The 24,856-nt window shown below is 70.2% G+C and carries 22 protein-coding genes and 1 pseudogene; 11 read left to right on the plus strand and 12 right to left on the minus strand.

What is annotated here, in order from left to right; translation table 11 throughout:
- Positions 1-7: 7 nt before the first annotated feature.
- The gene (locus BJY18_RS33075; protein WP_184783784.1) at positions 8-1,996 is read right to left on the minus strand and encodes an alpha-ketoacid dehydrogenase subunit alpha/beta; all 1,989 of its coding nucleotides are present in this window, start codon (positions 1,994-1,996) and stop codon (positions 8-10) included.
- 116 nt (positions 1,997-2,112) lie between these two features.
- Here BJY18_RS33075 and BJY18_RS33080 point away from each other — a divergent pair, with 116 nt between their 5' ends.
- Positions 2,113-3,171 (plus strand): zinc-binding dehydrogenase, encoded by a 1,059-nt coding sequence (locus BJY18_RS33080; RefSeq protein ID WP_312874043.1) that lies wholly within the window; start codon positions 2,113-2,115, stop codon positions 3,169-3,171.
- 97 nt (positions 3,172-3,268) lie between these two features.
- Positions 3,269-4,426 (plus strand): acyl-CoA dehydrogenase family protein, encoded by a 1,158-nt coding sequence (locus tag BJY18_RS33085; protein ID WP_184783785.1) that lies wholly within the window; start codon positions 3,269-3,271, stop codon positions 4,424-4,426.
- A gap of 43 nt (positions 4,427-4,469) precedes the next feature.
- Here BJY18_RS33085 and BJY18_RS33090 read toward each other — a convergent pair whose 3' ends face one another.
- From BJY18_RS33090 to BJY18_RS33100, 3 genes are read right to left on the minus strand one after another with little or no spacing between them, the layout of a single operon-like run.
- The gene (locus BJY18_RS33090; protein ID WP_184783786.1) at positions 4,470-4,661 is read right to left on the minus strand and encodes a hypothetical protein; all 192 of its coding nucleotides are present in this window, start codon (positions 4,659-4,661) and stop codon (positions 4,470-4,472) included.
- On the minus strand, positions 4,658-5,293 hold the full coding sequence (locus tag BJY18_RS33095; RefSeq protein ID WP_184783787.1) for a hypothetical protein: 636 nt from the start codon (positions 5,291-5,293) through the stop codon (positions 4,658-4,660). Before BJY18_RS33095 ends, BJY18_RS33090 begins: the two co-directional genes overlap by 4 nt.
- The gene (locus tag BJY18_RS33100; RefSeq protein WP_246459040.1) at positions 5,290-5,625 is read right to left on the minus strand and encodes a PadR family transcriptional regulator; all 336 of its coding nucleotides are present in this window, start codon (positions 5,623-5,625) and stop codon (positions 5,290-5,292) included. The genes BJY18_RS33095 and BJY18_RS33100 overlap by 4 nt, the downstream gene beginning before the upstream one ends.
- A 125-nt stretch (positions 5,626-5,750) precedes the next feature.
- On the opposite strand from BJY18_RS33100, the gene BJY18_RS33105 reads away from it, so the two are divergent.
- The 4 genes from BJY18_RS33105 to BJY18_RS33120 all read left to right on the plus strand — a co-directional run bounded on the left by BJY18_RS33105 (position 5,751) and on the right by BJY18_RS33120 (position 10,506).
- Entirely contained in the window at positions 5,751-6,770 is a 1,020-nt protein-coding gene (locus BJY18_RS33105) for a chemotaxis protein CheB (RefSeq protein WP_184783788.1), read from the plus strand.
- A 55-nt stretch (positions 6,771-6,825) separates the two neighbouring features.
- Entirely contained in the window at positions 6,826-8,679 is a 1,854-nt protein-coding gene (locus BJY18_RS33110; RefSeq protein WP_184783789.1) for a CheR family methyltransferase, read from the plus strand.
- Positions 8,680-8,776: 97 nt separating this feature from the next.
- Positions 8,777-9,766: a chemotaxis protein CheB gene (locus BJY18_RS33115; protein WP_312874044.1), complete on the plus strand. Its 990-nt coding sequence runs from the start codon at positions 8,777-8,779 to the stop codon at positions 9,764-9,766.
- The gene (locus BJY18_RS33120; RefSeq protein ID WP_246459041.1) at positions 9,763-10,506 is read left to right on the plus strand and encodes an ATP-binding protein; all 744 of its coding nucleotides are present in this window, start codon (positions 9,763-9,765) and stop codon (positions 10,504-10,506) included. The genes BJY18_RS33115 and BJY18_RS33120 overlap by 4 nt, the downstream gene beginning before the upstream one ends.
- Before the next feature lie 83 nt (positions 10,507-10,589).
- On the opposite strand, the gene BJY18_RS33125 is transcribed toward BJY18_RS33120, so the two are convergent.
- The 5 genes from BJY18_RS33125 to BJY18_RS33145 form a co-directional block, all read right to left on the minus strand.
- Positions 10,590-11,051 (minus strand): DUF6098 family protein, encoded by a 462-nt coding sequence (locus BJY18_RS33125; protein WP_312874045.1) that lies wholly within the window; start codon positions 11,049-11,051, stop codon positions 10,590-10,592.
- A gap of 65 nt (positions 11,052-11,116) precedes the next feature.
- Entirely contained in the window at positions 11,117-11,782 is a 666-nt protein-coding gene (locus BJY18_RS33130) for an RraA family protein (protein WP_221458070.1), read from the minus strand.
- A gap of 14 nt (positions 11,783-11,796) precedes the next feature.
- On the minus strand, positions 11,797-12,807 hold the full coding sequence (locus tag BJY18_RS33135) for an amidohydrolase family protein (protein ID WP_184783792.1): 1,011 nt from the start codon (positions 12,805-12,807) through the stop codon (positions 11,797-11,799).
- Positions 12,804-14,117 (minus strand): MFS transporter, encoded by a 1,314-nt coding sequence (locus tag BJY18_RS33140; RefSeq protein ID WP_184783793.1) that lies wholly within the window; start codon positions 14,115-14,117, stop codon positions 12,804-12,806. The genes BJY18_RS33135 and BJY18_RS33140 overlap by 4 nt, the downstream gene beginning before the upstream one ends.
- A gap of 87 nt (positions 14,118-14,204) precedes the next feature.
- Entirely contained in the window at positions 14,205-15,110 is a 906-nt protein-coding gene (locus tag BJY18_RS33145; protein WP_184783794.1) for a LysR family transcriptional regulator, read from the minus strand.
- Positions 15,111-15,230: 120 nt separating this feature from the next.
- Between BJY18_RS33145 and BJY18_RS33150 the strand changes: the two genes are divergently transcribed.
- Complete coding sequence (locus BJY18_RS33150; protein ID WP_184783795.1) at positions 15,231-16,163, plus strand: nucleoside hydrolase; 933 nt, start codon at positions 15,231-15,233, stop codon at positions 16,161-16,163.
- Here the strand turns inward: BJY18_RS33150 and BJY18_RS33155 are convergent.
- Entirely contained in the window at positions 16,156-17,187 is a 1,032-nt protein-coding gene (locus BJY18_RS33155) for a LacI family DNA-binding transcriptional regulator (protein ID WP_184783796.1), read from the minus strand. The two genes, BJY18_RS33150 and BJY18_RS33155, sit on opposite strands and share 8 nt — an antisense overlap.
- Positions 17,188-17,310: 123 nt before the next feature.
- Between BJY18_RS33155 and BJY18_RS33160 the strand changes: the two genes are divergently transcribed.
- The 3 genes from BJY18_RS33160 (at position 17,311) to BJY18_RS33170 (ending at position 20,496) form a co-directional block, all read left to right on the plus strand.
- Positions 17,311-18,699 (plus strand): MFS transporter, encoded by a 1,389-nt coding sequence (locus BJY18_RS33160; RefSeq protein ID WP_376774776.1) that lies wholly within the window; start codon positions 17,311-17,313, stop codon positions 18,697-18,699.
- Complete coding sequence (locus BJY18_RS33165) at positions 18,696-19,622, plus strand: ribokinase (RefSeq protein ID WP_184783798.1); 927 nt, start codon at positions 18,696-18,698, stop codon at positions 19,620-19,622. Before BJY18_RS33160 ends, BJY18_RS33165 begins: the two co-directional genes overlap by 4 nt.
- A gap of 97 nt (positions 19,623-19,719) precedes the next feature.
- Complete coding sequence (locus BJY18_RS33170; RefSeq protein WP_184783799.1) at positions 19,720-20,496, plus strand: acetoin reductase; 777 nt, start codon at positions 19,720-19,722, stop codon at positions 20,494-20,496.
- Positions 20,497-20,544: 48 nt separating this feature from the next.
- Here BJY18_RS33170 and BJY18_RS33175 read toward each other — a convergent pair whose 3' ends face one another.
- Positions 20,545-21,423: an alpha/beta fold hydrolase gene (locus tag BJY18_RS33175; protein ID WP_184785003.1), complete on the minus strand. Its 879-nt coding sequence runs from the start codon at positions 21,421-21,423 to the stop codon at positions 20,545-20,547.
- Between the two features lie 34 nt (positions 21,424-21,457).
- Between BJY18_RS33175 and BJY18_RS37595 the strand changes: the two are divergent.
- Positions 21,458-21,562 (plus strand): annotated as a pseudogene (locus BJY18_RS37595) (TetR/AcrR family transcriptional regulator); the annotation flags it as partial.
- Between the two features lie 309 nt (positions 21,563-21,871).
- Here BJY18_RS37595 and BJY18_RS33185 read toward each other — a convergent pair.
- Positions 21,872-24,832: a non-ribosomal peptide synthetase gene (locus tag BJY18_RS33185; RefSeq protein ID WP_184783800.1), complete on the minus strand. Its 2,961-nt coding sequence runs from the start codon at positions 24,830-24,832 to the stop codon at positions 21,872-21,874.
- Positions 24,833-24,856 lie beyond the last annotated feature (24 nt).

Below are 24,856 nucleotides of genomic sequence, written 5' to 3' on the forward strand. Positions count from 1 at the left end.
CGCTGGTTCACGCAGTGGCGGCCTCGCGGACCGCCGCGGCGATGGTCTCCTTCGAGGGCAGCCAGACCCGCTCCAGCGAAGGGCTGTAGGGCGCCGGTGTGCGCTCGGCGCCGACCCGGATGACCGGGGCGTCGAGGGTCCAGAACCCCTCCCGCGCGGCGACTGCGGCGAGCTCGGCACCGACGCCGAATTCGCCCACGGCTTGGTGGGCGACGACGAGACGGCCGGTCGTGGCCAGCGACCGCAGCACCGTCTCGGTGTCCAGCGGCGCGATGGTGCGCAGGTCGATCACCTCGACGCTGATGCCTTCCCCGGCGAGCTGTTCGGCGACGTCGGCGCAGTCGTGCACCAGTTTGGAGTAGGACACCAGGGTGACGTCCGTGCCGGTGCGCCGGATCGCGGCCTTGCCGAGCGGAACCAGGTGCGTGCTCGGGGGCTGTGGCCCTTTTCGCCCGTACATCAGGCGGTTCTCGACGAACACGACCGGATTGGGATCACGGATCGCGGCCCGCAGCAGCCCGTAGGTGTCGGCGGGGGTCGAAGGCATGACGACGGTCAGCCCGGGCACGTGCGCCAGCATCGCCTCCAGGCTCTGGGAATGCTGGCTGCCCGAGGACTTCCCCGCGCCGAACTGAGTGCGGATCACCAGCGGCAGGCTGACCGCGCCGCCGGTCATGAACCGCAGTTTGGCGGCCTGGTTCATCAGCTGGTCGAGACAGACGCCGATGAAGTCGAAGTACATGATCTCCACGACCGGACGCAGCCCGGCCATGGCCGCCCCGACAGCAGCGCCGGCGATGGCGCTCTCCGAGATCGGCGTGTCGCGGACCCGGCCGGGGAACCGTTGGGCCAGCCCCCTGGTCAGCCCGAACACATTGCCCCCGGCACCGACGTCGATCCCGGCGAGGAAGACCGAGTCGTCGGTCTCCAGTTCCCGTTCGAGTGCGCGGTGGACCGCGTCCATGGTGCGGAAGACCTCGCCGGTGGCGGTCGCGGGCTCGGGTGCGGGCTCGCGGGGGACGCCGACGAAGTGGTGCAGTGTTTCCGGGGCCGGCTCGGGCGCGGCGCGCGCCTTCTCGACGGCCGCGTCGATCTCGGCGTCCACCGACTCGTCGATCGCGGCCGGATCCTCCCCGAGCGCACGCAGCCGGCCGGCGAGCCGGACGATCGGATCGCGTTCCTTCCATTCGGCGAGCTCTGCGGGATCGCGGTACTTGAGCGGATCGCCCTCGTAGTGCCCGTGCCAGCGGTAGGTCTCGGCCTCCACCAGCACTGGTCCGGCCCCTTCGCGCAGGTCACGCGCCAGTCGTCCGACGAGATCCGCGACCGCCACGGCGTCGTTGCCGTCGACCTGGTGGAAATCCATCGCGTAACCCGGCGCGCGGTCGGCTAGCGAGGCCCGGGTCTGCGTCGCGATCGGTGAGAACTCGGCGTATTTGTTGTTCTCGCAGAAGAAGATCACCGGCAGTTGCCACACCGAGGCCAGGTTCGCGGCCTCGTGGAACATGCCCTGGGCCACCGCGCCGTCGCCGAAGAAGGCCAGCACCACACCGCCGGATCCGCGCAGCTGCGCGGCGGTCGCGGCACCGACGGCGATCGGCAGCCCGGCCGCGACGATGCCGTTCGCCCCGAACACGCCGCGCCGCGGATCGGCGATGTGCATCGATCCGCCGCGTCCGCGGCAGGTGCCGGTCTCCTTGCCCATGAGTTCGGCGAACATGCCCTCGACGTCAATGCCTTTGGCAATGCAGTGCCCGTGCCCGCGGTGGGTCGAGGTGATCACGTCGCGCTCGTCCAGCGGCAGGCAGGCGCCGACCGCCGAGGCTTCCTGGCCGATGGACAGGTGCAGGAAACCGGGGATCTCGTTGGTGCGGTACAGGCGGGAGGCACGGTCCTCGAACTGCCGGATCAACCGCATCCGCCGGTACATCCCCACCAGTGTGCTTGGCTCGTCGTCGAAAGCCGTTGCCAGGTCGCTCACCCGGGTGGAAGTCATCGCGCTCCTGCCCTTGTCGCTCATCGAGTTCAGCCCGGCCCCTTGACATCGGGCCGGAAACCACGATTCTTGTACCGATTGGTCGAAAAAACAACTCCACTCCGGAGGTGGTGCACGTGCGGGCCCTGCGATGGCACGGCAAAGGCGAGCTGCGCCTCGACGACGTGCGTGAGCCGGCGCCGCCCGCACCGGGCCAGGCGGTGCTCGAAGTGTCCTTCTGCGGCATTTGCGGCACCGACCTGCACGAGGTCGCCGATGGTCCGAACCTCATCCGCGCCGGTGCGCACCCGCTCACCGGCGTCACCCCGCCGATCACTCTCGGGCACGAGATGAGCGGCACCGTGACCGCGCTCGGCTCACCGTCCCCCGGTGTCGAGGTCGGGACCAGAGTTGCGGTCGATCCCTGTCTGCGCTGCGGGGTCTGCCGATGGTGTCTTCATGGCGAGTACCACATCTGCGCGAAGGGCGGGTCGGTCGGCTTGGCCGCGGACGGCGGCTTCGCCTCGCACGTGAGCGTGCCGGTCGAAGGCCTGGTGCCGATTCCCGACGGCGTCACCGACCGGATGGCGGCGCTCGCCGAACCACTCGCCGTCGGCCTGCACGCCGTCCGCCGCGCCGGCGTGCAGCCCGGTGACAACGTGCTGCTGCTCGGCGCGGGCCCGATCGGTGTCGCCGCGTTGCTTTCGGCCAAGCTCGCCGGGGCGGCCGCGATCTACGTGAGCGAACCCGTCGCCGCACGTGCGCGCACGGCGAGCGGACTCGGTGCGACCGAGGTCTACGATCCGGCCCGCAGCGACGTCCGCCGCGAGGTCTTCCTGCGCACCGGCCGGATCGGCCCGGACGTCGTCGTGGAGGCCACCGGACGGCCCGAGCTGGTCGAACTCGCCATCACGACCGCCCGCCGCGGCGGGCGCGTCGTCCTCTGCGGCATCAGCGGCGCCAGCGCCACGGTCCCCATCACCCAGATCGTCCCGTTCGAGCGGACCATCCTCGGCTCGCTCGGCTACAACCACGACATTCCCCGGGTACTGGACCTGATGGCGACCGGCCGGCTCGACCCGGCACCCCTGCTCACCGGCGTCCGGCCACTGTCGGCCGGGCAGGACGCGTTCGCCGAACTCGCCGCGGACCGCGGCAGCCACCTCAAGATCCTCCTCGAGCCCGGACGGTCCTGATGCGCCGGCACCCCAGCACGCCATCGGGACGCCACCGGCCACCCACCACCCGCACGCGGCGGCCCTCCCGGGCAGCCCGCCACCGCACGGAGGACTGATGGACTTCGATCTGCCCGAAGAAACCGTGGCGCTCAAGCAGCTCTGCCACGACTTCGCCGCCAGGGAAATCGCTCCGCACGCGGCGGAGTGGTCCGAACGCTCGCACTTTCCGACGGAGGTGTTCCGCCGGCTCGGCGAGCTCGGTCTCATGGGCATGCTCGTGGACGAGAAATACGGCGGCGCGGGCGCCGGGTTCGTCTCCTACGTCGCGGCCATGGAAGAACTCGGCGCCGCCGACCAGTCGATCGCCTCCGCCTGGAACGCGCATTCCACCATCGCCATGCTCCCGCTCTCGACCTTCGGTACGCACGAGCAGAAGGAACGCTGGCTGCGACCGCTCGCGGCCGGTGAAGCGATCGGTGCGTTCGGCCTGACCGAACCCACCGCGGGCTCCGACGCGGCCGGGATCCGGACCCGGGCCCGCCGTGACGGCGACGGCTGGGTGCTCAACGGCACCAAGATGTTCATCAGCAACGCGGGCACCGAGATGAGTCTCGGCGTCACCGTGCTCGCGGTCACCGGTGAAAACGGCAACGGCTCGAAGCGTTACGGAACCTTCTTCGTGCCCGAGGGCGCGGAAGGGTACACCAAAGGAAAGCCGCTGAAGAAGATCGGCTGGCACGCCCTCGACACCCGCGAACTGGTTTTCGACAACTGTTTCGTCAGCGACGACCACCTCATCGGCGAGGAGGGCAACGGACTGCGGCAGTTTCTCGAGGTGCTGGACGGAGGTCGCATCAGCGTTGCCGCGTTGTCCCTTTCCCTGGCGCAGAAAGCGCTCGACCTCGCCGTGCGTCATGCCGGCCAGCGCGAGCAGTTCGGCCGGCCGTTGCATCGCTTCCAGGCAGTCGGGCACAAGCTGGCCGACATGGCCACCGAAATCGCCGCGGCACGCTGGCTGGTCTACAACGCGGCCTGGCTGGCCGACCAGGGACGTCCGTTCGGCACTGTGGCGGCGATGGCCAAGCTCTACGCCTCGGAAGTCGCGAACCGTGCGGCCAGCGAAAGTGTGCAAATCCATGGAGGATATGGCTTCATGCGCGAATCGACGATATCCCGCTTCTATTCCGATGCCAAGATTCTCGAGATCGGCGAAGGAACGAGCGAGGTGCAGCGCAATGTCATCGCCCGGTCCCTGGCCGGTGGTGGCCACTGACCGAAATCCGGGAACGGGATCGAACGCGAAGCCGTGAGCCGGTTCAGCTGCCGAGGTAGAGGCCGGCGTGGGTTTGGGTCAGTGCGGGGATCGACAGCAGGCAGGCGGCGAGCGTGATGCCGGCGACGGTGAGCCAGGCCGGTCGCAGCTTCGGGGCCGCCAAAGCCGGCGCGGCGAGGCCGGTGAGGATTCCGGCGATCCCGGCGGTCGGCAGGGTGAGTGCCCACAGGATCACGAACGTGAGGACCGCGGTCGCGGCCAGTGCGCCGAGCCACTGTCCGATGTGGACGCTCGCGCGCCGGGAGGACAGTGCCACGACGGTGACGGTCGCGGCCTGGAGCACGAGGGTGCCACCGTGGTGAGGGTGGGAAACTCCACGAGGCGGGCCACGGTGACCCCGGTGGCGAGCGCGGGAAGCGCGACGGCCCAGGTCCGCTTGCCGGCCAGCAGGGCGAGGAACGCCGGCAGCCAGAGCAATCCGGCGAGCAGGGCGGGTGTCGGGGTGGTCCGCACGATGTCCGTCGGCCAGGTGAGCCGCAGGATGCCCATGACCACCGCGAGCGCGGCGTGGAACATGGTGCTGAGCAAGGCGAACCGGCGGACCGCGTCGGCGGCGACGACGTAGCGCCGTGGGCGGCCTCCGGCACTCTCACCGCCCTCGCCGATGCGGAGACGGACCGCGAGAGCCAGGACGCTCGCGGTCTCGCGGAAATCGGGGCGGCCGCAGTCGTCTTCGAAGTCGGGGTCCTCGCCGGTGCGGTCGACCGTTTCGAGGAAGGTGGCGACCATGTCGTCTTCCCAGCGATCCCGGTAGTGGGCCGGCAGCACCCGCAGGAGGTTGCGGTAGCGGCCTGCCAGCACGGTCATGATCCGGCCTCCCCGCTCAGGCCCAGGCGGCGATGCGCGACCCGGGCGTTCGCGGCCTGCCGCTGAGCCTCACCGATCAGGACGCGGCGGCCGTCCTGGCTCAGCCGGTAGTAGTGCCGGAGCCGGCCGTTGGCCACTTCGTCGCGATCCGGCTCGACGAGACCATCGGCAGCCAGCCGGTCCAGGACGCCGTAGAGCGTGCCGACCGGGAGTTTGAGCCGGTTCCCGGACAGGACGGCGACTTCTTCGACGATGCCGTAGCCGTGCCGCGGCTCGTCGACCAGCGCCGTGAGGATGTAGAACGCCTGCTCGGACATCGTACGGGGTGGCATGCGAGCCAGTATATATCGTGAAGCGATATATCCGCAGATTTTCCGCGTGACCGGCGCTTCCTCCCGTCCTCAGCGGGTAGCCGGGCACGAACGGGAGGACCGGTCCGGACGAGGAGGTACGCCAGGTGGGCGTTCGGCGCGATCTGGTCGTTCTCGGGGCTTCCGCGGGAGGGGTGGCGGCGCTGCGTTCCGTGGTGGCCGGCCTGCCCGCCGATCTGCCGGCCGCGGTGCTGGTGACGATGCCGGTCGCGCACGGTGGCGGGAACGTCCTGGCGGCGATCCTGGACCGGGCGGGCCCGCTGCCCGCGGTGACCGCCGAGCACGGCGCGCCGGTCACGCCCGGAACCATCCAGGTCGCTCCGGCGGGCCGACACCTGCTCCTGGCGGACCGGACGCTGGTCCTGAGCGCCGGCCCGGCCGAGAACGGCCATCGTCCCGCGGTCGACGCCACGTTCCGGTCAGCGGCGATCACCGCCGGTCCCCGCGCGATCGGCGTCGTGCTCTCCGGGGTCCTGGACGACGGAGCCGCCGGACTGCGCGCTCTCGCCGAGCGGCACGGTGTCGCGCTGGTGCAAGACCCGGCGGACGCGGTCTATGCCGGCTTGCCGGAGCGCGCGCTGTCCCGGGTGCCCGGTGCGCGGGTGCTGCGCGCCGAGGCGATCGGCCCGGCGGTCGACGCGCTGACGCGGGAGCCCTGGGAGCCTCCGCCGGTGCCGCCTCCCGCACCCGAACTGCTGCTGGAGGACCGGATCGCCCGCCAGGTCCCCGGGCCGGGGATCACCGGTGCACACACGCACAGCGCGGGCCTGAGCTGTCCCGACTGCGAGGGAGCGATGGTGTGGACGAACTCGGCGGGGAACCGTTTCCGGTGCCGCATCGGCCACAGCTGGACCGCCGAAGCACTCGTGCGAGCGCAGCAGGACGAGTACCGGCGGGCGCTGGAGGTCGCGCTCCGCGCACTCGACGAGAAGGCGAGCCTCGCCGCCGCGCTCGAAGACCGCTCGCGGCAGCACGGGCACCCGGCGGTCACCGAACGTTACGCGGCTCGGAACGCCGAGGCCCGGCGCACCGCGGACACGCTGCGCCGGTTCATCGCGGATGCGGTCGAAGCGAATGCGGTCGAGGCGGGTCCTGCCGGCGGGTGAGCGCCGTGACGGCCCGCCCCGCGTGGCGGTACCGCCGCGGGTAGCGTATCGGAGCGTGACGGAGCTGAGTCCCGAATCCGACGGCGAGTTCGAGTCGGTGCTCGCCTACCTCAAGGAGTCCCGCGGGTTCGATTTCACCGGGTACAAACGCAGCAGCCTGATGCGCCGGGTACGCCGCCGGATGGCTCAGACCGGAGTCGCCTCTTACGGCGAGTACATCGATCAGCTGCAGGTGAACGCCGAGGAGTTCGCCGCGCTGTTCAACACCATCCTGATCAACGTCACCGGCTTCTTCCGCGACTCGGACGCGTGGGACCACCTGCGCGAGGACGTCCTGCCGGCGATTCTCGCCGAACGCGGTCCGGAGGAGCCGATCCGGGTGTGGAGCGCGGGCTGCGCCGGCGGTCAGGAGGCCTACAGCCTCGCCATGCTGTTCGCGGACGCGATCGGCCCGGAAGCGTTCCGCCAGCGGGTGAAGATCTATGCCACCGATGTGGACGAAGAAGCACTGGCCCAGGCGAGACAGGCCGCCTACACCCCGGCCGACGTGGAAGGTCTGAGTGAACGGCAGCTGGAGCAGTACTTCGAGCTGCAGGGCAGCCGTTACTGCTTCCGCAAGGATCTGCGCCGCTCGGTGATCTTCGGCCGCAACGATCTGGTCCAGGACGCGCCGATCTCCCGGATCGACCTGCTGGTGTGCCGCAACACGCTGATGTACTTCAACGCCGAGACCCAGACGAAGATCCTGGAGCGGTTCCACTTCGCGCTGACCCCGCGGGGAGTGCTGTTCCTGGGCAAGGCGGAGATGCTGCTCTCGCACACGCGGATTTTCGAGCCGCTGGACCTCAAGCGCCGCGTCTTCCGCAAGGCGCTGCATTCCCCGGTCGGCTACCACCATTTCGTCTCGCCGCCGCTGCCGCAGCGCCGGGCGCACGACGACAGCGGCTGGCAGGAGCTGCGGGAGAGCGCGTTCTCGGCCAGCCCGGTCCCGCAGATCGTGGTGACCGAGGGCGAGGTGACCGCGCTGATCAACCAGCAGGCCGAAGCCGCCTTCGGACTGTCCGAGCGGGACGTCGGCAGGCCGCTGCGTGATCTGGACGTCTCCTACCGGCCGGTGGCGCTGCGGGTGCACGTGGAGCAGGCGCGGCTGGAACGCCGGTCGCTGCGGATCAAGGACGTGGAGTGGCGCCGCGGCGGCGAGACCGTCTGGTACGAGGTGCACGTCAACCCGCTCCTGAGCGACGACAAGCGGATGCTGGGCGTTTCGGTCGTCTTCCACGACGTCAGCTGGGCCCGCCAGCTGCGCGCGGATCTGGAGCACGCGAACCGGCAGCTGGAGTCGGCCTACGAGGAGCTGCAGTCCACCAACGAAGAACTCGAGACCACCAACGAGGAACTGCAGTCGACGGTGGAGGAACTGGAGACCACCAACGAGGAACTCCAGTCCACCAACGAAGAACTCGAGACGATGAACGAGGAACTGCAGTCGACCAACGACGAGCTGCAGACGATCAACGACGCGATGCGGGAACGCAGCCTGGAACTCGACGAGGTCAACGAGTTCCTGGAGTCGGTGCTGACCTCGATTCCCGGCGGCCTCGTCGTGATCGACCGGGAGATGCGGATCAAGGCCTGGAACCGCGGCGCGGAGGACCTGTGGGGCGTACGCCGCGACGAGGCCGAGGGCACCCACCTGCTGAACCTGGACATCGGTCTGCCGGTCACCGACCTGCGTCCGGTCGTGCGCGAAGCACTCGCTGACCTCGACTACCGGGCGCAGATCGTCCTCGACGCGGTCAACCGGCGCGGTCGTGCGACGAAGATCCGGCTCCAGTGCGGCGCACTGCACGCGCCCAACGGCACCAGTCAGGGAGCTCTGCTGGTGATGGAGGAAGTGCCGGACGCCTGAACGGAACGGGCGTGAGTCCCGGCTGTGTTTGTCGTTCGCGGACACCGGGAACACAGGATGAAGCTTTGCGCCAGCGGACGACGAAGAGGTGAATGCCGTGTCGAGGGTCCGCCGCGATCTCGTGGTGATCGGAGCCTCCGCGGGTGGCGTGACGCCGCTGAAAGCCCTGATGGCAGGCTTGCCCGCGAACTTCCCGGCCGCCGTGCTGGTCGTGCTGCACGTGCGTGCGGACGGTCCGAGCGCGCTGGCCTCGATCCTGGACAGGGCGGGCCCGTTGCCGGCGCGCAGCGCGTCCCACGGCGAGCCGATCCGCCCGGGCACCGTGCTCGTCGCCCCGCCAGGGCGGCACCTGCTGGTCGAGGATGACGCCGTCGTGCTCACCGACGGGCCCACCGAGAGCGGGCACCGGCCGTCCGTCAACGCCACCTTCCGCTCCGCCGCGATCGCCGCCGGTCCTCGAGTGCTCGGAGTGATCCTTTCCGGCGCTCTCGACGACGGCGCCGCCGGTCTCCACGCGGTGACCGCGCTCGGTGGGCTCGCGATCGTCCAGGATCCCGCCGACGCGATGTACCCCGGCATGCCGCGGGCCGCGCTGGAGCTGGTCGACACCGACCAGGTGCTGCCTGCCGGAGAGATCGCCCCCGCGCTCGACAAGCTCAGCCGGGTGCCCGTCGATCCGGGCGTGCTCCCGCAACCGCCTCCGCACCTGCTGCTCGACGACCGGATCGCCCGGGCGGGCGTGCAGCTGGGGGCCCTGCCACCGGAGACGACGCCGAGTGAGTTCACCTGCCCGGACTGCGGTGGGACGTTGACCGAACTCGGGCCCGGCCAGTACCGGTGTCACATCGGCCATGCCTGGTCGGCGAAGGCGTTGCTCTTCGCGCAGGACCAGGAACTGCGCCGGGCTCTCGGTACGGCGCTGCGGTCTCTCGACGAACGCGCCACACTGAGCCGCCGGATGCGACAGCACCTGCGGACCGGTGGTCCGGGGCTGGCCGAGCGGGTCGCCGACTCGGAACGCGAGTGGACGGACGCGGCGGACACGTTGCGGAGGTTTCTCCTTGCGATCGAAGAGGAGTCCGAATGAGTGCGCCGCGGCTGCGGGTCAGCCGCACCCAGCAGGGCGAGTTCGTTCTCGCTCGCGCGGCCGGCCACCTGGACCTGCGGTCCTACCCTGACCTGCGCGACGGTCTGCTCAAGAGCGCCGTCGACGCGGACGCGCTGATCGCCGACATCTCGGAGCTGGAGATCGACGACCCGGCGCTGACGAGTGTGTTCGCCCTGGTCGCCCTGCGGATCGGGGACTGGCCGGCGGTCCCGTTCGCGGTGGTGTCGGAGCGCCCGGACCATCGCGCGCTGCTGCGCAACCGTACGGTCGACCGGTTGACTCGTGTCGAGGCCTCGGTGGACGGGGCCGCCGCGGTGCTCGACCGGCCGCCCCAGTTGCGGGTGCAGCGGGAGATCCCGCGCTCGACGGGCGCGGCGGTGCGCGCCCGCGAGTCCGTGCGGGAGATCTGCGAGGACTGGGCCGTGCCGGGCCTCATCGACGACGCGAAGTCAGTGGTGACCGAACTCGTCGAGAACGCCTTGCAGCACACCGATTCGACCCCGAGGCTGAGGCTGGAACTGCGCCGGAACCGATGCACAGTCGCGGTGACCGACGACGATCCCCGCCCGGCGGTCCTGCGGGAGCGACTGGCGAACGCCGGAGGCGGCCTGGGCCTGAAACTGGTCGCTCAGCTGTCCCGGGTGTGGGGATGCAGCCCGAGATGGACCGGCGGCAAAGTCGTCTGGGCAGTACTGGAAGTGAGCGGCACGAGCGGGTGAGGGGGACCGTGGTGTGCGCGTGGCGCGGTGGTGAGGGGGACCGTGGTGCGCGTGGCGCGGTGGTGAGGGGGACCGTGATGTGCTCACGGTCGCCGGTCCATCGGTCCCCATTCGCGGGCACCCTGGTCACGCACCAGCCGTCGCGCTTCCCGCAGTACGTCGTCCGCGATCCAGGCGATCGGCTCCTCGCACACGACCAGTGGCTCGTTGTCCGGGCCACGGGCCAGTTCCCGGCCCCGCAGCAGCCACGGCCGCACACCCGGGCCGCGCAGATCACGCAGATGCTGATAGTCGTAGAGCCGGCGGGCCAGCCACAGCCGGGCCGAACGGTCGCGCCACCACGGTTCCCGCTTCAGCGAGTTGGCCGAGAGGCCGGGCAACGCCGCTCCGGTGAGCCCGTCACGGCTTTCCTGCCCGGACCGCAGGTCCGCCTCCGGCCCCCGCGACCACCGGACGAACAGCCCCTTCTCGCCGGCCTGCCGGAACGTGTCCACGAGCTCGGGGAAATCCCGGATCGTGGGGAGCCGATCTTCGGTGCCCTTCACCCGTCCCGGTTACCCGTGGCGCGCGGGGCCAACCGGAGGCGTGGGTCACCAGCTGACGGGCGGCTTCAGCCGTCCCGCATCAGCTGCTCGCGAGCGGTCACCCACGACAGGTCGTAGCGGTCCTCGGCAATGGCCGCCAGCGCTCCCGCCTCCTTGGCCGCTTGCGCACGGGCGCCCGCGATCACGGTGGCCGCGTCGGCGACCGGGATCGCCAGCACGCCGTCCTCGTCGCCGACGACGAGGTCGCCGGGGTGCACCACCATCCCGCCGATCGAGACCGGCACGTTGACCTCACCGGGACCGTTCTTGTGCGGCCCGCGGTGCGTCACCCCGCGGGAGAAGACCGGAAACGGCCGTTGCCGGATCGCCGCGACGTCGCGGATCGCGCCGTCGACCACGACTCCGGCCAGCCCACGGCGCTCGGCGAAGCTGGTCATGATGTCGCCCATCAGTGCCTGGTCGAGGGCGCCACCGCCGTCGACAACCAGGACGTCCCCGGGACGGCAGTGGTCGAACGCGCGGTAGACGGCGAGGTTGTCGCCCGCGCGGGTGCGGACCGTGACCGCCGTGCCCGCCATCGGTGTGCCGTCGTGCCGGTGCCGCAGTCCGACGGCGCCCGAGACGCGCGCCATGTTGTCACTGAGCAGGGAAACGGCCAGTCCCGCGGCGGAAGCGACGACGTCCGACGCGACCGGTTCGGGGGAGGGGCGGCGACGCCAGCCGATGGTCAACGGTGCTCCTCGGTTCATGCGGAGTGGGAAAGTTCGAGCTGGGCGGGCAGCCGCGGGTACACCGACCGCGCGTTGCGCTCGAAGACGCGGTCGCGTTCGGCCGGTCCGAGCGACGGTGCCGCCTCGACGTATCTGCGGGTGTCGTCGTACGAGTGTCCCGTCTCCGGGTCGGTGCCCTCGACCGCGCCGAAGGTTTCCGAGGCGAACAGGATGCTCCCGGCCGGCAGCACGCGGGTCAGCAGGTCGATGCCGGCCTGGTGGTAGACGCAGGTGTCGAAGAAGACGTTGCGAAGCAGGTGCTCCGCCAGCGGTGGCCGGCCCAGGTTCTGCGCGAGACCGCGGTAGCGGCCCCAGTGGTACGGCACCGCGCCGCCGCCGTGCGGCAGGACCAGGCGCAGATCCGGGAAATCCCGGAACAGGTCGCCCGACAGCAGCTGCATGAACACGGCGGTGTCGGCGTTGAGGTAGTGCGCGCCGGTGGTGTGCGCGTTGGGATTGTCCGAAGAGGACACATGCACCATCGCGGGCACGTCGAGCTCGACGAGGGCTTCGTAAAGCGGGTACCACGCACGGTCGGTCAGTGGCGGCCCCGTCCAGTCGCCGCCGGAGGGATCCGGGTTCAGGTTGCAGCCGACGAAGCCGAGTTCGTCCACGCAGCGCCGGAGTTCGGGCACGCAGTCCGCGGGACCGGCCCCGGGTGCCTGCGGGAGCTGGCAGACCCCGGCGAAGCGGCCGGGAAAGAGTTCGCACACGCGGTGGACCAGGTCGTTGCACACGCGCGACCACTGCTCGTTCTCGTCCACCGGGGCGAGGTGGTGTCCCATGCTCGCCGCCCGCGGCGAGAAGATCGTCAGGTCGATGCCGCGTTCGTCTTGCCTGCGCATCTGGTGGGGCTCGATCGTCTCGCGGATCAGGTCGTCGGAGAACACCGGGGGCGGTGGCGCGCCACCGTCGATCTGCTGCCTGCGCCAGGCGTGCAGTTCCGCCGGCGCGGTCGTGTAGTGGCCGTGACAGTCGATGATCATGCCGGGAGTTCTCCGTGTTCCAGCTTCGAGGTGGGCGTGCTGCCGTCCTTGCCTCGCACGCGCATCAGCAGCGCGAGCACCGTGGCGACGACGAGGAAGACGGCGATGGTGAGCAGAGCCAGGCGGAAACTGCCGGTCGCGTCGCGCACGAGCCCGATGCTCCAGGGGCCGACCAGCCCGCCGAACTGCGCGATCGTGTTGATCAGCGCGACCGTCGCCGCACCGGCGGCACCGGTGCGGAACGAGGACGCCAGGCTCCAGAAGAGGGGGTTCCCCGCGTAGATGAACAGCCCGGTCACACACAACAAGGAGTACGCGAGGACCGGGTTCGGCACGTACGCGCTGGCGGCGATCGCGACCGCGCTCATCCCGTACACGAACGCGAGATGCTTCTTGCGGTCGCCGGTGCGGTCGGAGCTGCGGCTGACGACGAACGTGCCCAGGACCCCGAGCAACGGCGGGATCGCCGAGAGGAAACCGACCTGCAGGGTGCTCAGGTCGCCGAGGCTCTTGATGATCTGCGGCAGCCACAGCAGCAATCCGTAGATGCCGACCAGCGCGCAGCCGAACAGGATCGCGAGACTCCAGACCCGGCTGTCGCCGACGACCCGCCGCACCGGGACCCGCGTCTGGTCACCTCGCTCGCCCTCGAGCGTCGTTTCCAGCCACGCCCGCTGCCGCGAGTCGAGCCATCGCGCGTCGGCCGGTTTGTCGGTCATCCAGCGCAGGGCGCACAGTCCCAGCACGACGGCGGCGCCGCCCTCCAGCAGGAACATCCACTGCCAGCCGGCCAGCCGGAGCAGATCGTCGGCGTAGGTCATCAGTGCCGTGGACAGCGGCCCGCCGACCACCGCAGCGACGGAACTGCCGATGATGTACCCGCCGACTGCCCGGGCCCGATGTCGCACGGGAAACCACTGCGCCACGTACACCGCGACGCCGGGCAGGAAACCCGCCTCCATCACGCCGAGCAGGAACCGCATCACGTACAGGCTCGTGTCGTCGAAGACGAACGCCGTCAGCGCCGACACGACGCCCCACGTCAGCAGGATCCGCGCGATCCAGCGGCGGGCACCGACCCGGTGCAGGACCAGGTTGCTCGGCACTTCGAGCACCATGTATCCGAGGAAGAAGATGCTCCCGGCGAAACCGAACGCGGCCGGGTCGATTTTCAGCTGCTCGCCCATTTCCAACTGGGCGAAACCGATGTTGATGCGGTCGAGGTAGTTGACGAAGGTCATCACGAACAGCAGCGGGATCAAGCGCAGGTACAGCTTCTTGATCGTCGTCTTCTCGATCCGATCAGTCATCGTCGACCTCAGCGATCATCGGCGGGGAAGGTGCTCCGATGGTAGGAAGACGCCGCCGGTACGGTCCAAGACCAGGATCGTCTCGTACTATTCGCCGGAACTTATGGTGCCCACGTCGGGCAGGCAGTCCAGGAACGCCCGCAGGTGCGGGGACGGATCGGCGGAGCGGTACGTCGCGGCCAGCGTGCTGGTCCCTTTGACCGTGCCCAGCCCGGCCACGTGCCGGCAGACGACGTCCGGACGGCCGTGCGCGGCCACCGAATCACCGACGAAGGTCATCCCGAGCCCGGCGGCGACCAGTGCGATCGCGGTCTGGATCTCGAACGTCCGGTGCGCGACGAACGGGACGAACCCGGCGTCGCGGAACAGTGCTTCGACCGACCGCGCGAACTGCGCGGAAGGGTGCTGCGGATAGAGGATCAGCGGGGTTTCGGCGAGGTCGGCGAGCCGGATCTCGCCGGCGTCGGCGACCGGATGGTCCGGGGCGAGGACGACCGAAAGGCGCTCGCGCAGCAGCAGCCGGGTCGCGCACCCGGGAATCGGGGCGGGCTGCCTGCCGATCCCGATGTGGATCCGTCCTTCCCGCAGCGCGTCCGCGTGCTCCTCGGTGACCATTTCGAACAGTTTCAGCTCGACCTGGGGAAACGCGTGGTGGAACGCTTTCAGCGCCGGTGGCAGGACGCTGTACATCGACGAGCGGGTGAACCCGATCGCGAGCCAGCCCCGTTCGCCGGCCCCGATCTGCTGCGTCCCGAGCGCGACCTGTTCACAGGTGGCCAGGATGCGCAACGCTTCGGTGTGCAGGTAGCTGCCGGCCTCGGTCAGTCGCAGCGGCCGCTGCCCCCGGTCCACGAGCTGCGCGCCCAGTTCCCTTTCCAGTCCGCGGATCTGCTGACTCAACGCGGGCTGCGCGACGTGCAGCCGCTCGGCTGCGCGGGTGAAGTTCAGCTCCTCGGCGAGCACCACGAAGGAGCGCAGGGTCCGAAGGTGCACAACGCACTCTAACCGGCAGCCAGGACCGCCGCGGGCGCTCTTCCGTCCCTTGACAAGTCCCGTCACGAGTGTAATCGTTTCCACATCGATGGAAACGTTTACACACTGCAGAGGAGCAGCATGCCCACTCCGGTCATCATCGACTGCGACCCCGGTCATGACGATGTCTTCGCCCTCTGGCTCGCCGCCGGCACTCCGGCGATCGACCTGCTCGGCGTCACCACCGTGGGCGGGAACGGCCGCCTGGAACACACCACGCACAACGCGCGCGTCGCGCTCACCGTGGCGGGTGTCGAGGGGGTGCCCATTGCCGCCGGCGCCGACAAACCGCTGCGGCGAGAGCTCACTCCGGCGACCTGGATCCACGGTGCCAACGCACTCGGTGGTCCCGTCCTGCCGACTCCCACGGTTCCGCTGGACGAGCGCAGCGCGGTCGAGCTGATCGCGGACCTCCTCGAAAACGCGGCGGAACCGGTCACCCTCATCCCGACGGGACCGCTCACCAACATCGCGACGTTGCTGCAGCAGCGGTCCGATCTCCGCGGGAAGATCAAGGAGATCATCTGGATGGGCGGCTCGACGGGGCGTGGCAACGTCGGCGCCTACCCCGAGTTCAACGCCTGGGTCGACCCGGAGGCGGCCGATCTGGTGTTCACATCCGGCCTGCCGCTGACGATGGTCGGGCTGAACATTTCCCACCAGGCCCTGATCACGCGCGAGGTGATCGATTCGATCGGCGCGATCGGGAACGAGACCGGCGCGTTCGGTGTCGAACTGCTCCGGTTCTTCTGCAGCACCTACGAAGCGGTCGAAGGAATGCCGGAGGGGCCGCTGCACGACCCGATCACGGTCGCGATCGCGATCGACCGCGCCGTGGCGAGCATCCGGCGCAGCCATGTCGACGTGGAGACCCGGGGCGAGTTCACCTCCGGGGCCACCGCGGTCGACCTGCACGATATGCTGGGCAAGGAGCCGAACGCCGATATCGCGATCACGCTGGACGTGCCGAAGTTCTGGCAGCTGGTCCGCGATGCCGTCGCGAACCTCAAGTAGCGCTGTGTGCAGCGGGCCGCGCCGGGCGGCGCCCGGTCGAACCGCCCGGCCGCAGGGTCGCGCGCAGCCGGACGTGCGGCCCGGCGGCGCCGGCGTCGTCGATCTGCTGCATCAGGTGCGCGACCGCGACCTCGGCGATTTTCGCCATCGGCTGCGCCACCGTGGTCAGGGTCGGATTGCAGATGTCGGCGAGGATCGTGCCGTCGAAACCGGTGATCAGCAGCTCGTCCGGGACCGCGACGCCGTGGCGGGCGAACCCGGCGAGCAGTCCGGTCGCGATGAGGTCGTCGCCCGCGATCACCGCGTCCGGCAGCTTCGACCGGCGCAGCAGCCGGTTCGCCGCCGAAAGGCCGAATTCGAACAGGTACCGGTCGATCACCGGCCGCTGCGCGGTGAGGCCGAACTGCTCCACGCCCCGCGAGAAAGCCCGGGCGCGCTCCCGGCCCACCGAGGTCCGGTCATCGGCGCCGACGAAGACGACCGTGCCGGCTCCTTGCCCGGAAACGTGCCGCAGGATCTGCTCGACGCCGTCCGCGTTGTCCACGCCGACGAAAGTCAGCGTCGCGTCGTCCTCGACCCGCCGGTCGACCTGCACCAGCGGCAGCTGCCGGGCGATCTTCGTGATGGTGGGGCGGGACCGGTCGAAGTACGCCGGGACGACGAAGATTCCGCGGACCCGGCGGCCCGCCAGCGCTTCGAGCCGTTCGACCTCGCGGTCGAGTTCGCCGTGCGAGTCCGCGATGAGCAATTTCAGGTTACGGCTCGAGAGCTGGTCCTCGAATTCGTGCACCAGGGAGGCGTAGAACGGATTGCTGACCATGGGAACCACGATGCCGACGACCCCGTCGGACCCTTCGCGCAGCGCCTTGCCCAGCGCGTTGACCCGATAGCCGAGACGGTCCGCGGTCTCGCGCACGAGGCGCATCGAGGCCTCCGACACCCGCCCCTTGCCACCGAGCGCGCGCGAGGCGGTCGCGATCGAGACGCCCGCGGCGTCGGCAACATCCCGAAGTGAAACCGCCATTACCTCACCGTCGAATCCATTTACCGAGTCAGGACAAGTCTAGCATCTCTTTCAGCGAAAACGAAAGTACCGACAATGATGTCAGTGAACCGAACCCGGACCGGATCGCCGGCCACGATACTGATGGTGGCATTGCTTTCCGCATGTCTGGCTTTCCAGTTGAACGCGAGCATGCTCAGCCCGGCACTCGTGTCCATTCAGGAGCAATTGCAGGTGAGTGCGGGCGCCGTGGCCACCACGCAGACCGCGTTCTTCACCGCCGCCGCGATGTTCGCGCTTTTCCTGCCCCGGCTGGCCGACATCGCCGGCCGGCGCCGGGTTCTGTGTGCCGCGCTGCTGATCACGGCGGCGGGATGTGTGCTCGCAGCGCTCGCGCCGAATATCGAGGTGCTTTTCGCCGGCCGGGTGATCCAGGGTGCCTCCGGACCGGTGATTCCGATCGCGCTGGTGATGTTGCGTGCCGAGGTACGTGAGCCGAAGAAATACGGAACGCTCATGGGAGTGGTGACCGCGGTCAACGGCGGAATCGCGGGATTCGACGCACTCCTCGGTGGTTATCTGGTGACCCATCACGGATTCCACGCCATCTTCTGGACCATGGCGGCGGTGGCCGTCGCCGCGGCGGTTCTGGTGCGTTTCCTGAGCGAGGAGTCCTTCGCCGAGGACCGCCGTCGTCTCGACGTCGCCGGCACGGTTCTTCTGGTCGTCGCCGTCGGCGCGGCTCTCGTCGCGGTCAACGAGATGGGCAAGCTCGGCGACGCGAACTGGTGGATCGCGATCGGCACCGCGGTGCTGGCAGCCGTGGCTTTCGCGGTGTTCTGGCTGGCCGAGGGACGCAGCGCGGCTCCGCTGGTCCCGATCGCCCAGCTGCGGGAACGGTCCACCTGGGCCCTGATCGGCACGACCACGCTCACCCTGGGTGGCGTTTTCGCGATCATGAACGGCGTCCTCCCGGCCCTCGCCCAGGACGGTGCACTCGGCTTCCGGCTCGACGCCGAAACGGTTTCTGCTCTCGTCCTGACGCCGTACGCCGTCGCGGGGCTGGTGATGGGACCGTTCGCCGGCAGGCTCGCCGCCGGCTTCGGCTACAAGAGCATGCTCCGCATCGGGATTCTCGGCACGGTCGTGGGCATGATCGCGCTGGCCTTCGGCGTGCGCGGCAGCTCCACGGTGTTCCTGTTCGTCATCGCCGTCTGGGTCGGCGTGCTGTACGCGGGCATGGCGAACATCATGCTCAACGGGCTCGGGGTCGTCCTCAGCCCGGCGGACCGGCCGGGTTCCCTTCCCGGGCTGAACACCGGGGCGTTCAACATCGGCGCCGGCCTCAGTTTCCTGGTCATCTACGCGGTCCAGGCGGCGGCGACCCCGTCCGCTTCGGCTCCCGCGGCCGGATACACCGGTGCCGCGATCGGCAGCGCGGTCTTCCTGCTCGCCGCCTTCGCCGCGTCGTTCGCGATCCCGCGCCCCGTTTCCGCGGAGGCGAAGGCCGCCCCGGTCAGGAGTTCCTCGTGAGCACAGGTCGTATCGTCAGCGTCGGTTCGGTGAACCTCGATCATTCGCTGCGCGTCCCGGCGATCGCGAAACCGGGTGAGACCGTGCTGGCCGATTCGGCCCGTGCCGGAACCGGCGGCAAGTCCTTCAACCAGGCGGCCGCCGCGCGCCTGCTCGGCGGCGAGGTCGAACTCGTCGCGATGACCGGCGACGACGACGCGGCGCGCACGGTCCGGACGGACCTCCGGGACCTCGGAATCGTCTCGGACCGCGTGCTGGTGTGCCGGGACGAACCGACCGGATCTGCGTTCATCAGCGTCGATGCCACCGGCGAGAACGCGATCGTCGTCGTCCCGGGCGCCAATGCGCGGCTGACCGCCACCGACGAGGTCAGTGCCGCGGTCGTCGAGGCGGACGTGGTCCTGCTGGCCCTCGAAGTGCCCCTCGACACGGTCACGACGTGTGCCCGGCACGCGGCGGCGAGCGGCGCGAAGGTGGTGCTCAACCTGTCGCCCTACCGGGCGGTGCCGGACGAACTTCTCCGCGACTGTTTCGTCGTCATCGTCAACCGCCACGAACTGGCGCAGCTGTGCCGGGACGTCCCGGACGGCTGGGCGGAGACGGCGGCTGCCCTCGACCGCGCCGGGATCCGCCGCGCGATCGTGACACTGGGAGCCCAGGGATCCGTGCTGTTCGAGGCCGGGGAGCACACCCGGGTGCCCGCTGTGCGCGTGAACGCGGTGGACACCACCGGCAGTGGCGACGCGTTCGCCGGCGCGGTCGGCTACGGTCTCGCGCGTGGACTGGATCTCCTGGCCGCGACCAGACTGGCCTCCGGAGCCGGCGCGCTGGCGGCGACCCGGCCCGGAGCCCGGGCGTCGTACCCGACCATGGCCCAGCTCGGTGATTTCCTCGAGGAACTGGAAGCAGAGGAGAGAGGCTGAACTCGCTGTCTCAAACTGAGACAGCGAGGCGGCTCCGGTCGCGGCCGGGCACCCCTATGTTCCGGGGAAAGCCCTGCGACCACAAAGGAGTCATCGCATGAGCAAGAACGTCCTCGTCACCGGGGCCGCACGAGGGATCGGGAAGGCGATCGCGCTGCGGCTGGCCAAGGACGGGCACGACGTGGTGGTCAACGACATCGCCGCGAACGAAGCCGAACTGACCGCGGTGGCCGACGAGATCCGGGGCGCGGGACGGCGTTCGGGCACGGTGACCGCGGACGTGTCGGAGCCCGAGGCGGTGACCCGCATGGTGGGCGAGGCCGCCGGCGCGCTCGGTTCGCTGGACGTGATGGTCGCCAACGCCGGTATCGCGCAGGTGCTGCCGCTGCTCGAGATCACTCCGGAGGACTGGGACCGCATGCTGGCGGTCAACGCCCGCGGCATGTTCCTGTGCTACCAGGCCGCCGCGAAGCGGATGATCGAACAGGGCGGTGGTGGCAAGATCATCGGCGCGGCGTCGATCGTGGCGCACCGGCCGTTCGCGATGCTCGGGCACTATTCGGCGTCCAAGTGGGCGGTCCGCGGGCTCACCCAGGCCGCGGCGATGGAGTGGGCCAAGCACGGCATCACCGTCAACGCCTACTGCCCCGGCATCGTCGGCACCGCGATGTGGGACCTCATCGACGAGAAGCTGGCCGAATCCGAAGGACTGCGGAAGGGGCAGGCCATCGCGAAGTACTCGGACCTGATCCACCTCGGCCGGGTCTCCGTGCCGGAGGACGTCGCGAGTTACGTGTCCTACCTCGCTTCCCCCGATTCGGACTACATGACCGGCCAGTCGGTCATGATCGACGGCGGGATCCAGTTCGCCTGACCGTTTTCCGTTCCGAAGTCGCGGCCCTGTCCCGGGCCGCGGCTTCCTTCAGGCGCCCTCGGCGAAATCGGCTATCGCGGCGGCGACGGCTTCGGGTTGCTCGTCGGGGATGAAGTGCCCGGCGCCGGACACGACGACTCCGGTCGTGTGCTCGGCCCAGGGACTGAGGGCGGCCGCCATGTCCGGAATGGAGCCGTGACTGCCGGAGATCCCGAGGACCGGCACGGTCAGGTGCTGCCGTTCGAGCGCCGCACGGTTCTTGCGCGCTGACTCGGCGGCGTCGCGGTAGTAGGCGAGAGCGGCGCGGAGGCCACCATCGGCGGCGAGGGCCGCCGCGTAGTGGTCGATGTCGGCTTCGTCGAAGCTGCCGGGGGAGAGAGTCTTCGCGTTCAGGAACCAGTCGACGTACTCGCGTTCGCGGCCGGCGAGCAACGTCTCGGGCAGGCCGGGCACGACGTGGAACGCGAAGTGCCAGGTCTTCCACGCCCGGTCCGGGTCGGTGGGGACTGTCTCGGGGAGCGTGATGCCGGGGATTCCGGCGTCGAGCAGCGCGACTCCGCGCAGCCGGCTCGGGAAACCGAGGGCGAGGGAGAACGCGACCCAGGCGCCGATGTCGTGGGCGACCAACCAGTAATTCGGCACGTCGAGGGCTTCGACGGCGGCCTGGACGTGCGCCGCGACGGTATGCGTGTCGTAGCCGCGTTCCGGGCGTTCGGAGTGGCCCTGCCCCGGCAGGTCGATCGCGAGGACGTGGAACCGACCGGCGAGGCGGGGCAGCACCTTCCGCCAGGCCCACCAGTTCTGCGGGAATCCGGCGAGCAGGACGACAGCCGGGCCGTCCGGCCGGCCGCCTTCGACGGCGTGGAGCCGGACGCCGTCCGCGTCGACCCAGTGGTGCGTGAACCCCGCGAGGTCGCGCAGGAGCAGCTCGCGAACCGGGTTGCTGCCGAGGTCCTGCCGAGTGCTCTGGCGCGCCGGTTACGCCGACACCTCGGTGGACGACCTGTCCCGCGCGACCGGCCTGAATCGCAGCTCGCTCTACTCCTCGCTCGGTGACAAGGACACCCTCTTCCAGCGTTGCCTGGACCGCTACGCCACACGCTATGGCGACAGGTACGAAGCCGCCCTCTCGTGTGCGGCTTCGGATCCTCTCGCCGCGGTTCGCGCGTTCTTCGACGTCACTCTGAAGCGCATCGCCGACCCCGGGCTCCCGGATGGTTGCCTGATCGCCCAGTCGGCCATGGCGATCCCGGTGCTGAGCCCGAACGTCGCGGCGCGCTGGCGCAGGAGTTGCGCTCGCACGATCAGGGCTGAGTCGCACTGTCTCGGTCGTGACTCCAGCTCCCGCCGGCGGGCCGACCGGTGCTGTTGCGGATCATCCCGGCACGGCGTGTTCCTGGCGCGGGCCGGAGGTTTCCGGGAGGCCGTCGACGGGCGGTGCGGCCAGCAGGTCCTTCGCCACCGCGGTGACGGCGTCGAGGGTGGGATCGCGGACCAGGCGCGGCAGCTCGGCTGTGATCAGGTCGTGCCGGGTCTCGCCGAGCAGATCGCGGGTCAGCGCGGCCAGCATGGCGAGGAACAGCAGGGAATTGCCGCCCAGCTCATGGAAATCCGCGGTGGGTGCGATGCGCTCGGCGGGGATGCCCAGCAGTCCGGCCCAGATCCCGGCGACCCGTGCGGTCAGCGGATGGTGGGTGACCGCCTCGGTGGTGCCGGGGAACGGGTTCGGCAGCGCGCTCGGATCGGCCTTGCCGTTGAGCGTGCGGGGGATGTCGTCGACGAACACCGTCGCGGCGGGGAGCATGTAGCGGGGCAGTCGGTCGGCGAGATGGGCCAGCACCGTGTCGGTGCCGACCGGATCGCCGACGACGTAGGCGCACAGCACCTTCTGCTCACCGCTGGCCCGCGGCACCACCACGGCCTGGCGCACCGCGGGATGGGTTTCCAGCGCCGCCACGATCTCGGCCGGTTCGATGCGGTGGCCCAGCACCTTCACCTGGTCGTCCGTGCGGGCCAGGAACTCCAGCTCACCGCTGGGTAGAATGCGGGCCAGGTCGCCGGTGCGGTAGTAGCGCCGGCCGTCGGCAAGGGTGACGAAGCGTTCGGCGGTCAGGTCCGGACGGCCTCGGTAACGGCGGGCCAGCTGCCGTCCGCCGATCAGCAGCTCGCCGGAGCGCGACGGCCGTCCGTGCGGATCGAGCAGCACCACCGTGTTGTTGTCGACCGGCACGCCGATCGGCACTGCCGCGTCGGTGTCCGTGACCGCGTCGAAGCGGTGCACGGTCATCATGACCGTCGCTTCGGTGGGGCCGTAGCTGTTGATGACCACGCACTCCGGGCCGAACACCTCCTGCGCGCGCCGGGCGACGGCGGTCGTGAGCTGTTCGCCGATCACCACGAGGGTGCGGAAACCGGACGCCGTGACGCCCAGCCGGTTGATCAGCGCCAGATGGGACGGGGTCAGCGAGAGCGTGGTGGCCCCGGACGTGGTCAGCAGCCGTTCCAGCAGCTCGTTGCTGATCTCGCCGGGGCAGGTGACGATCGCGCCACCGGCCAGCAGCGGCGGGAAAAGCGTGTTGCCGGCCAGATCGAAGCCGAGCGACACGAGCAGCGGGGCCCGGGTGGTCGCGTCCAGCGCGAACTCGCGCACGGCCCAGTGCGCGTAGTTCCGCAGCGCCCCGTGGTCGATCTCGACGCCCTTGGGTTTCCCGGTGGAGCCGGAGGTGTAGATGACGTAGGCCAGCTGGTCGTCGGCGGGCGCCGGTTCGGGAACGTCCGGGTCCGCGGTGTAGTCGAGGTCCTCGATGACCACGGTGGCACAGCCCGGGGGCGCGAAACCATGGTCACGGGAGCGTTCGACGAGACACACCGGCGCGCCGGAATCCTCGAGGACGGCACGGATCCGGCCGTCGGGGTGGTGCGCGTCGATCGGCAGGTACGCCGCTCCGGCACGCAGTACGCCCCACAGTGCGGTGACCGCGGCGCTCGATCGGTCGCCGACGACCCCGACGAGCGTCTCCTGGCCCACGCCCCGATCGCGCAGCGCGGCGGCGATCACCTCGGCGCGGTGGGTGAATTCGCGGTAGCCGAGGTCGCCGTCCGGTCCGGACACGGCGATCGCGTCCGGCGTCAGCTCGGCCTGACGCAGGACGCGGGTCACCACATCGGTTTGCACGTCCTGCACCACCGCGGTTTCGTTGCCGGGCCAGTGCCGGTCCGGCGAAAGCCCTTCGACGACACGGTCCAGCAGGCCCTCGATCCGGTCCGCGGTGTCCGGTCCGTCCCACCAGGACAGCGTGATCTCGGTCCGGTCACCGACTTCCAGGATGTTGAAGTCCGGTGCGCCGCCGGGGTTCGGCCGGGACATCAGGTAGGCGGTGCGACCGGTGAACCCCGGGCTGTGCCAGGTGTCCGCGCCGACCCGGCCGGCGTGGGAAAGGGAGGCGTGGCTGGGAAAAGCGTCCCGCTCACGGGCCCGCCGGTCGATCGTCGTGAGCACTTCGTTGAGCTGCTCCAGCGGCATCTCCAGCAGGCTCGCCGGCGGTGCCTTGCGCACCGCGGCGCCCGCGGCGAGTTCGGCGAGCAGTCGCGAGTGGACACTCTCGGCGTCCTCGTCCGCGCGGACTTCCAGGGTGAAACCGGTCGAGAGGTTCGCCGTGCTGCGCGTGCCGGGGGCGAGATGGCGCAGATCGACCGGGATGTGGAACACGCCCGACTCCCGACCTGCGGCCGAAACCAGCACTGTCGCCAGCTTCGCCGCGAGGCCGGGGTGGGTGCCCTGCACACTGCGGCGGCCGGTGACCGCGCGCGAGTGGTCGGTCGGCTCGAGCGCGCCGAGCACCGGAGCACACGCGTACTCCGGGATCGCGAGGTCGTCGGTCTCCGGGAGTCCGTCGAAGACCTCCTTGTCGCTCACCGGATCCGGCGCGCCGAGCGGATCCTCGCCGCGCAGCACGCGGAACACGTCGGCCGCCCAGGTCAGCACCCCCTTGGCGTCCATCACCGCGTGGTCGGCGCGGAACACGATGGACCGCGGATCGCCCTCCACCACGAGCACCTCGCAGGTGCTGCCGGACAACGGTGCCAGCAGCTCCGCGTGGCCGGCCTCCCGCACCGGAGGGGCCATCCCGCTGTCGGCCCACTGCCGGCCGTCCCGCACCAGCCGGGAGCCGGGGCAGGCCGCCGAGGCGACCGCCACGGCCTCGCCGAGCCGCGCCACGGTCAGCTCGCCGGCGCCCTCCACCACGATCTGCACGGCGGCGGACAGCTCCGGCGGGTGGCCAAGGAACCACCATTCGGTGGGGGAGACGGGACGCTGGAAACTGGCCTGTGCCATGACGGCTCCTCGGGGCCGGGAGGG

It is taken from the genome of Amycolatopsis jiangsuensis, from assembly GCF_014204865.1.
Taxonomy (GTDB): Bacteria; Actinomycetota; Actinomycetes; order Mycobacteriales; family Pseudonocardiaceae; genus Amycolatopsis; species Amycolatopsis jiangsuensis.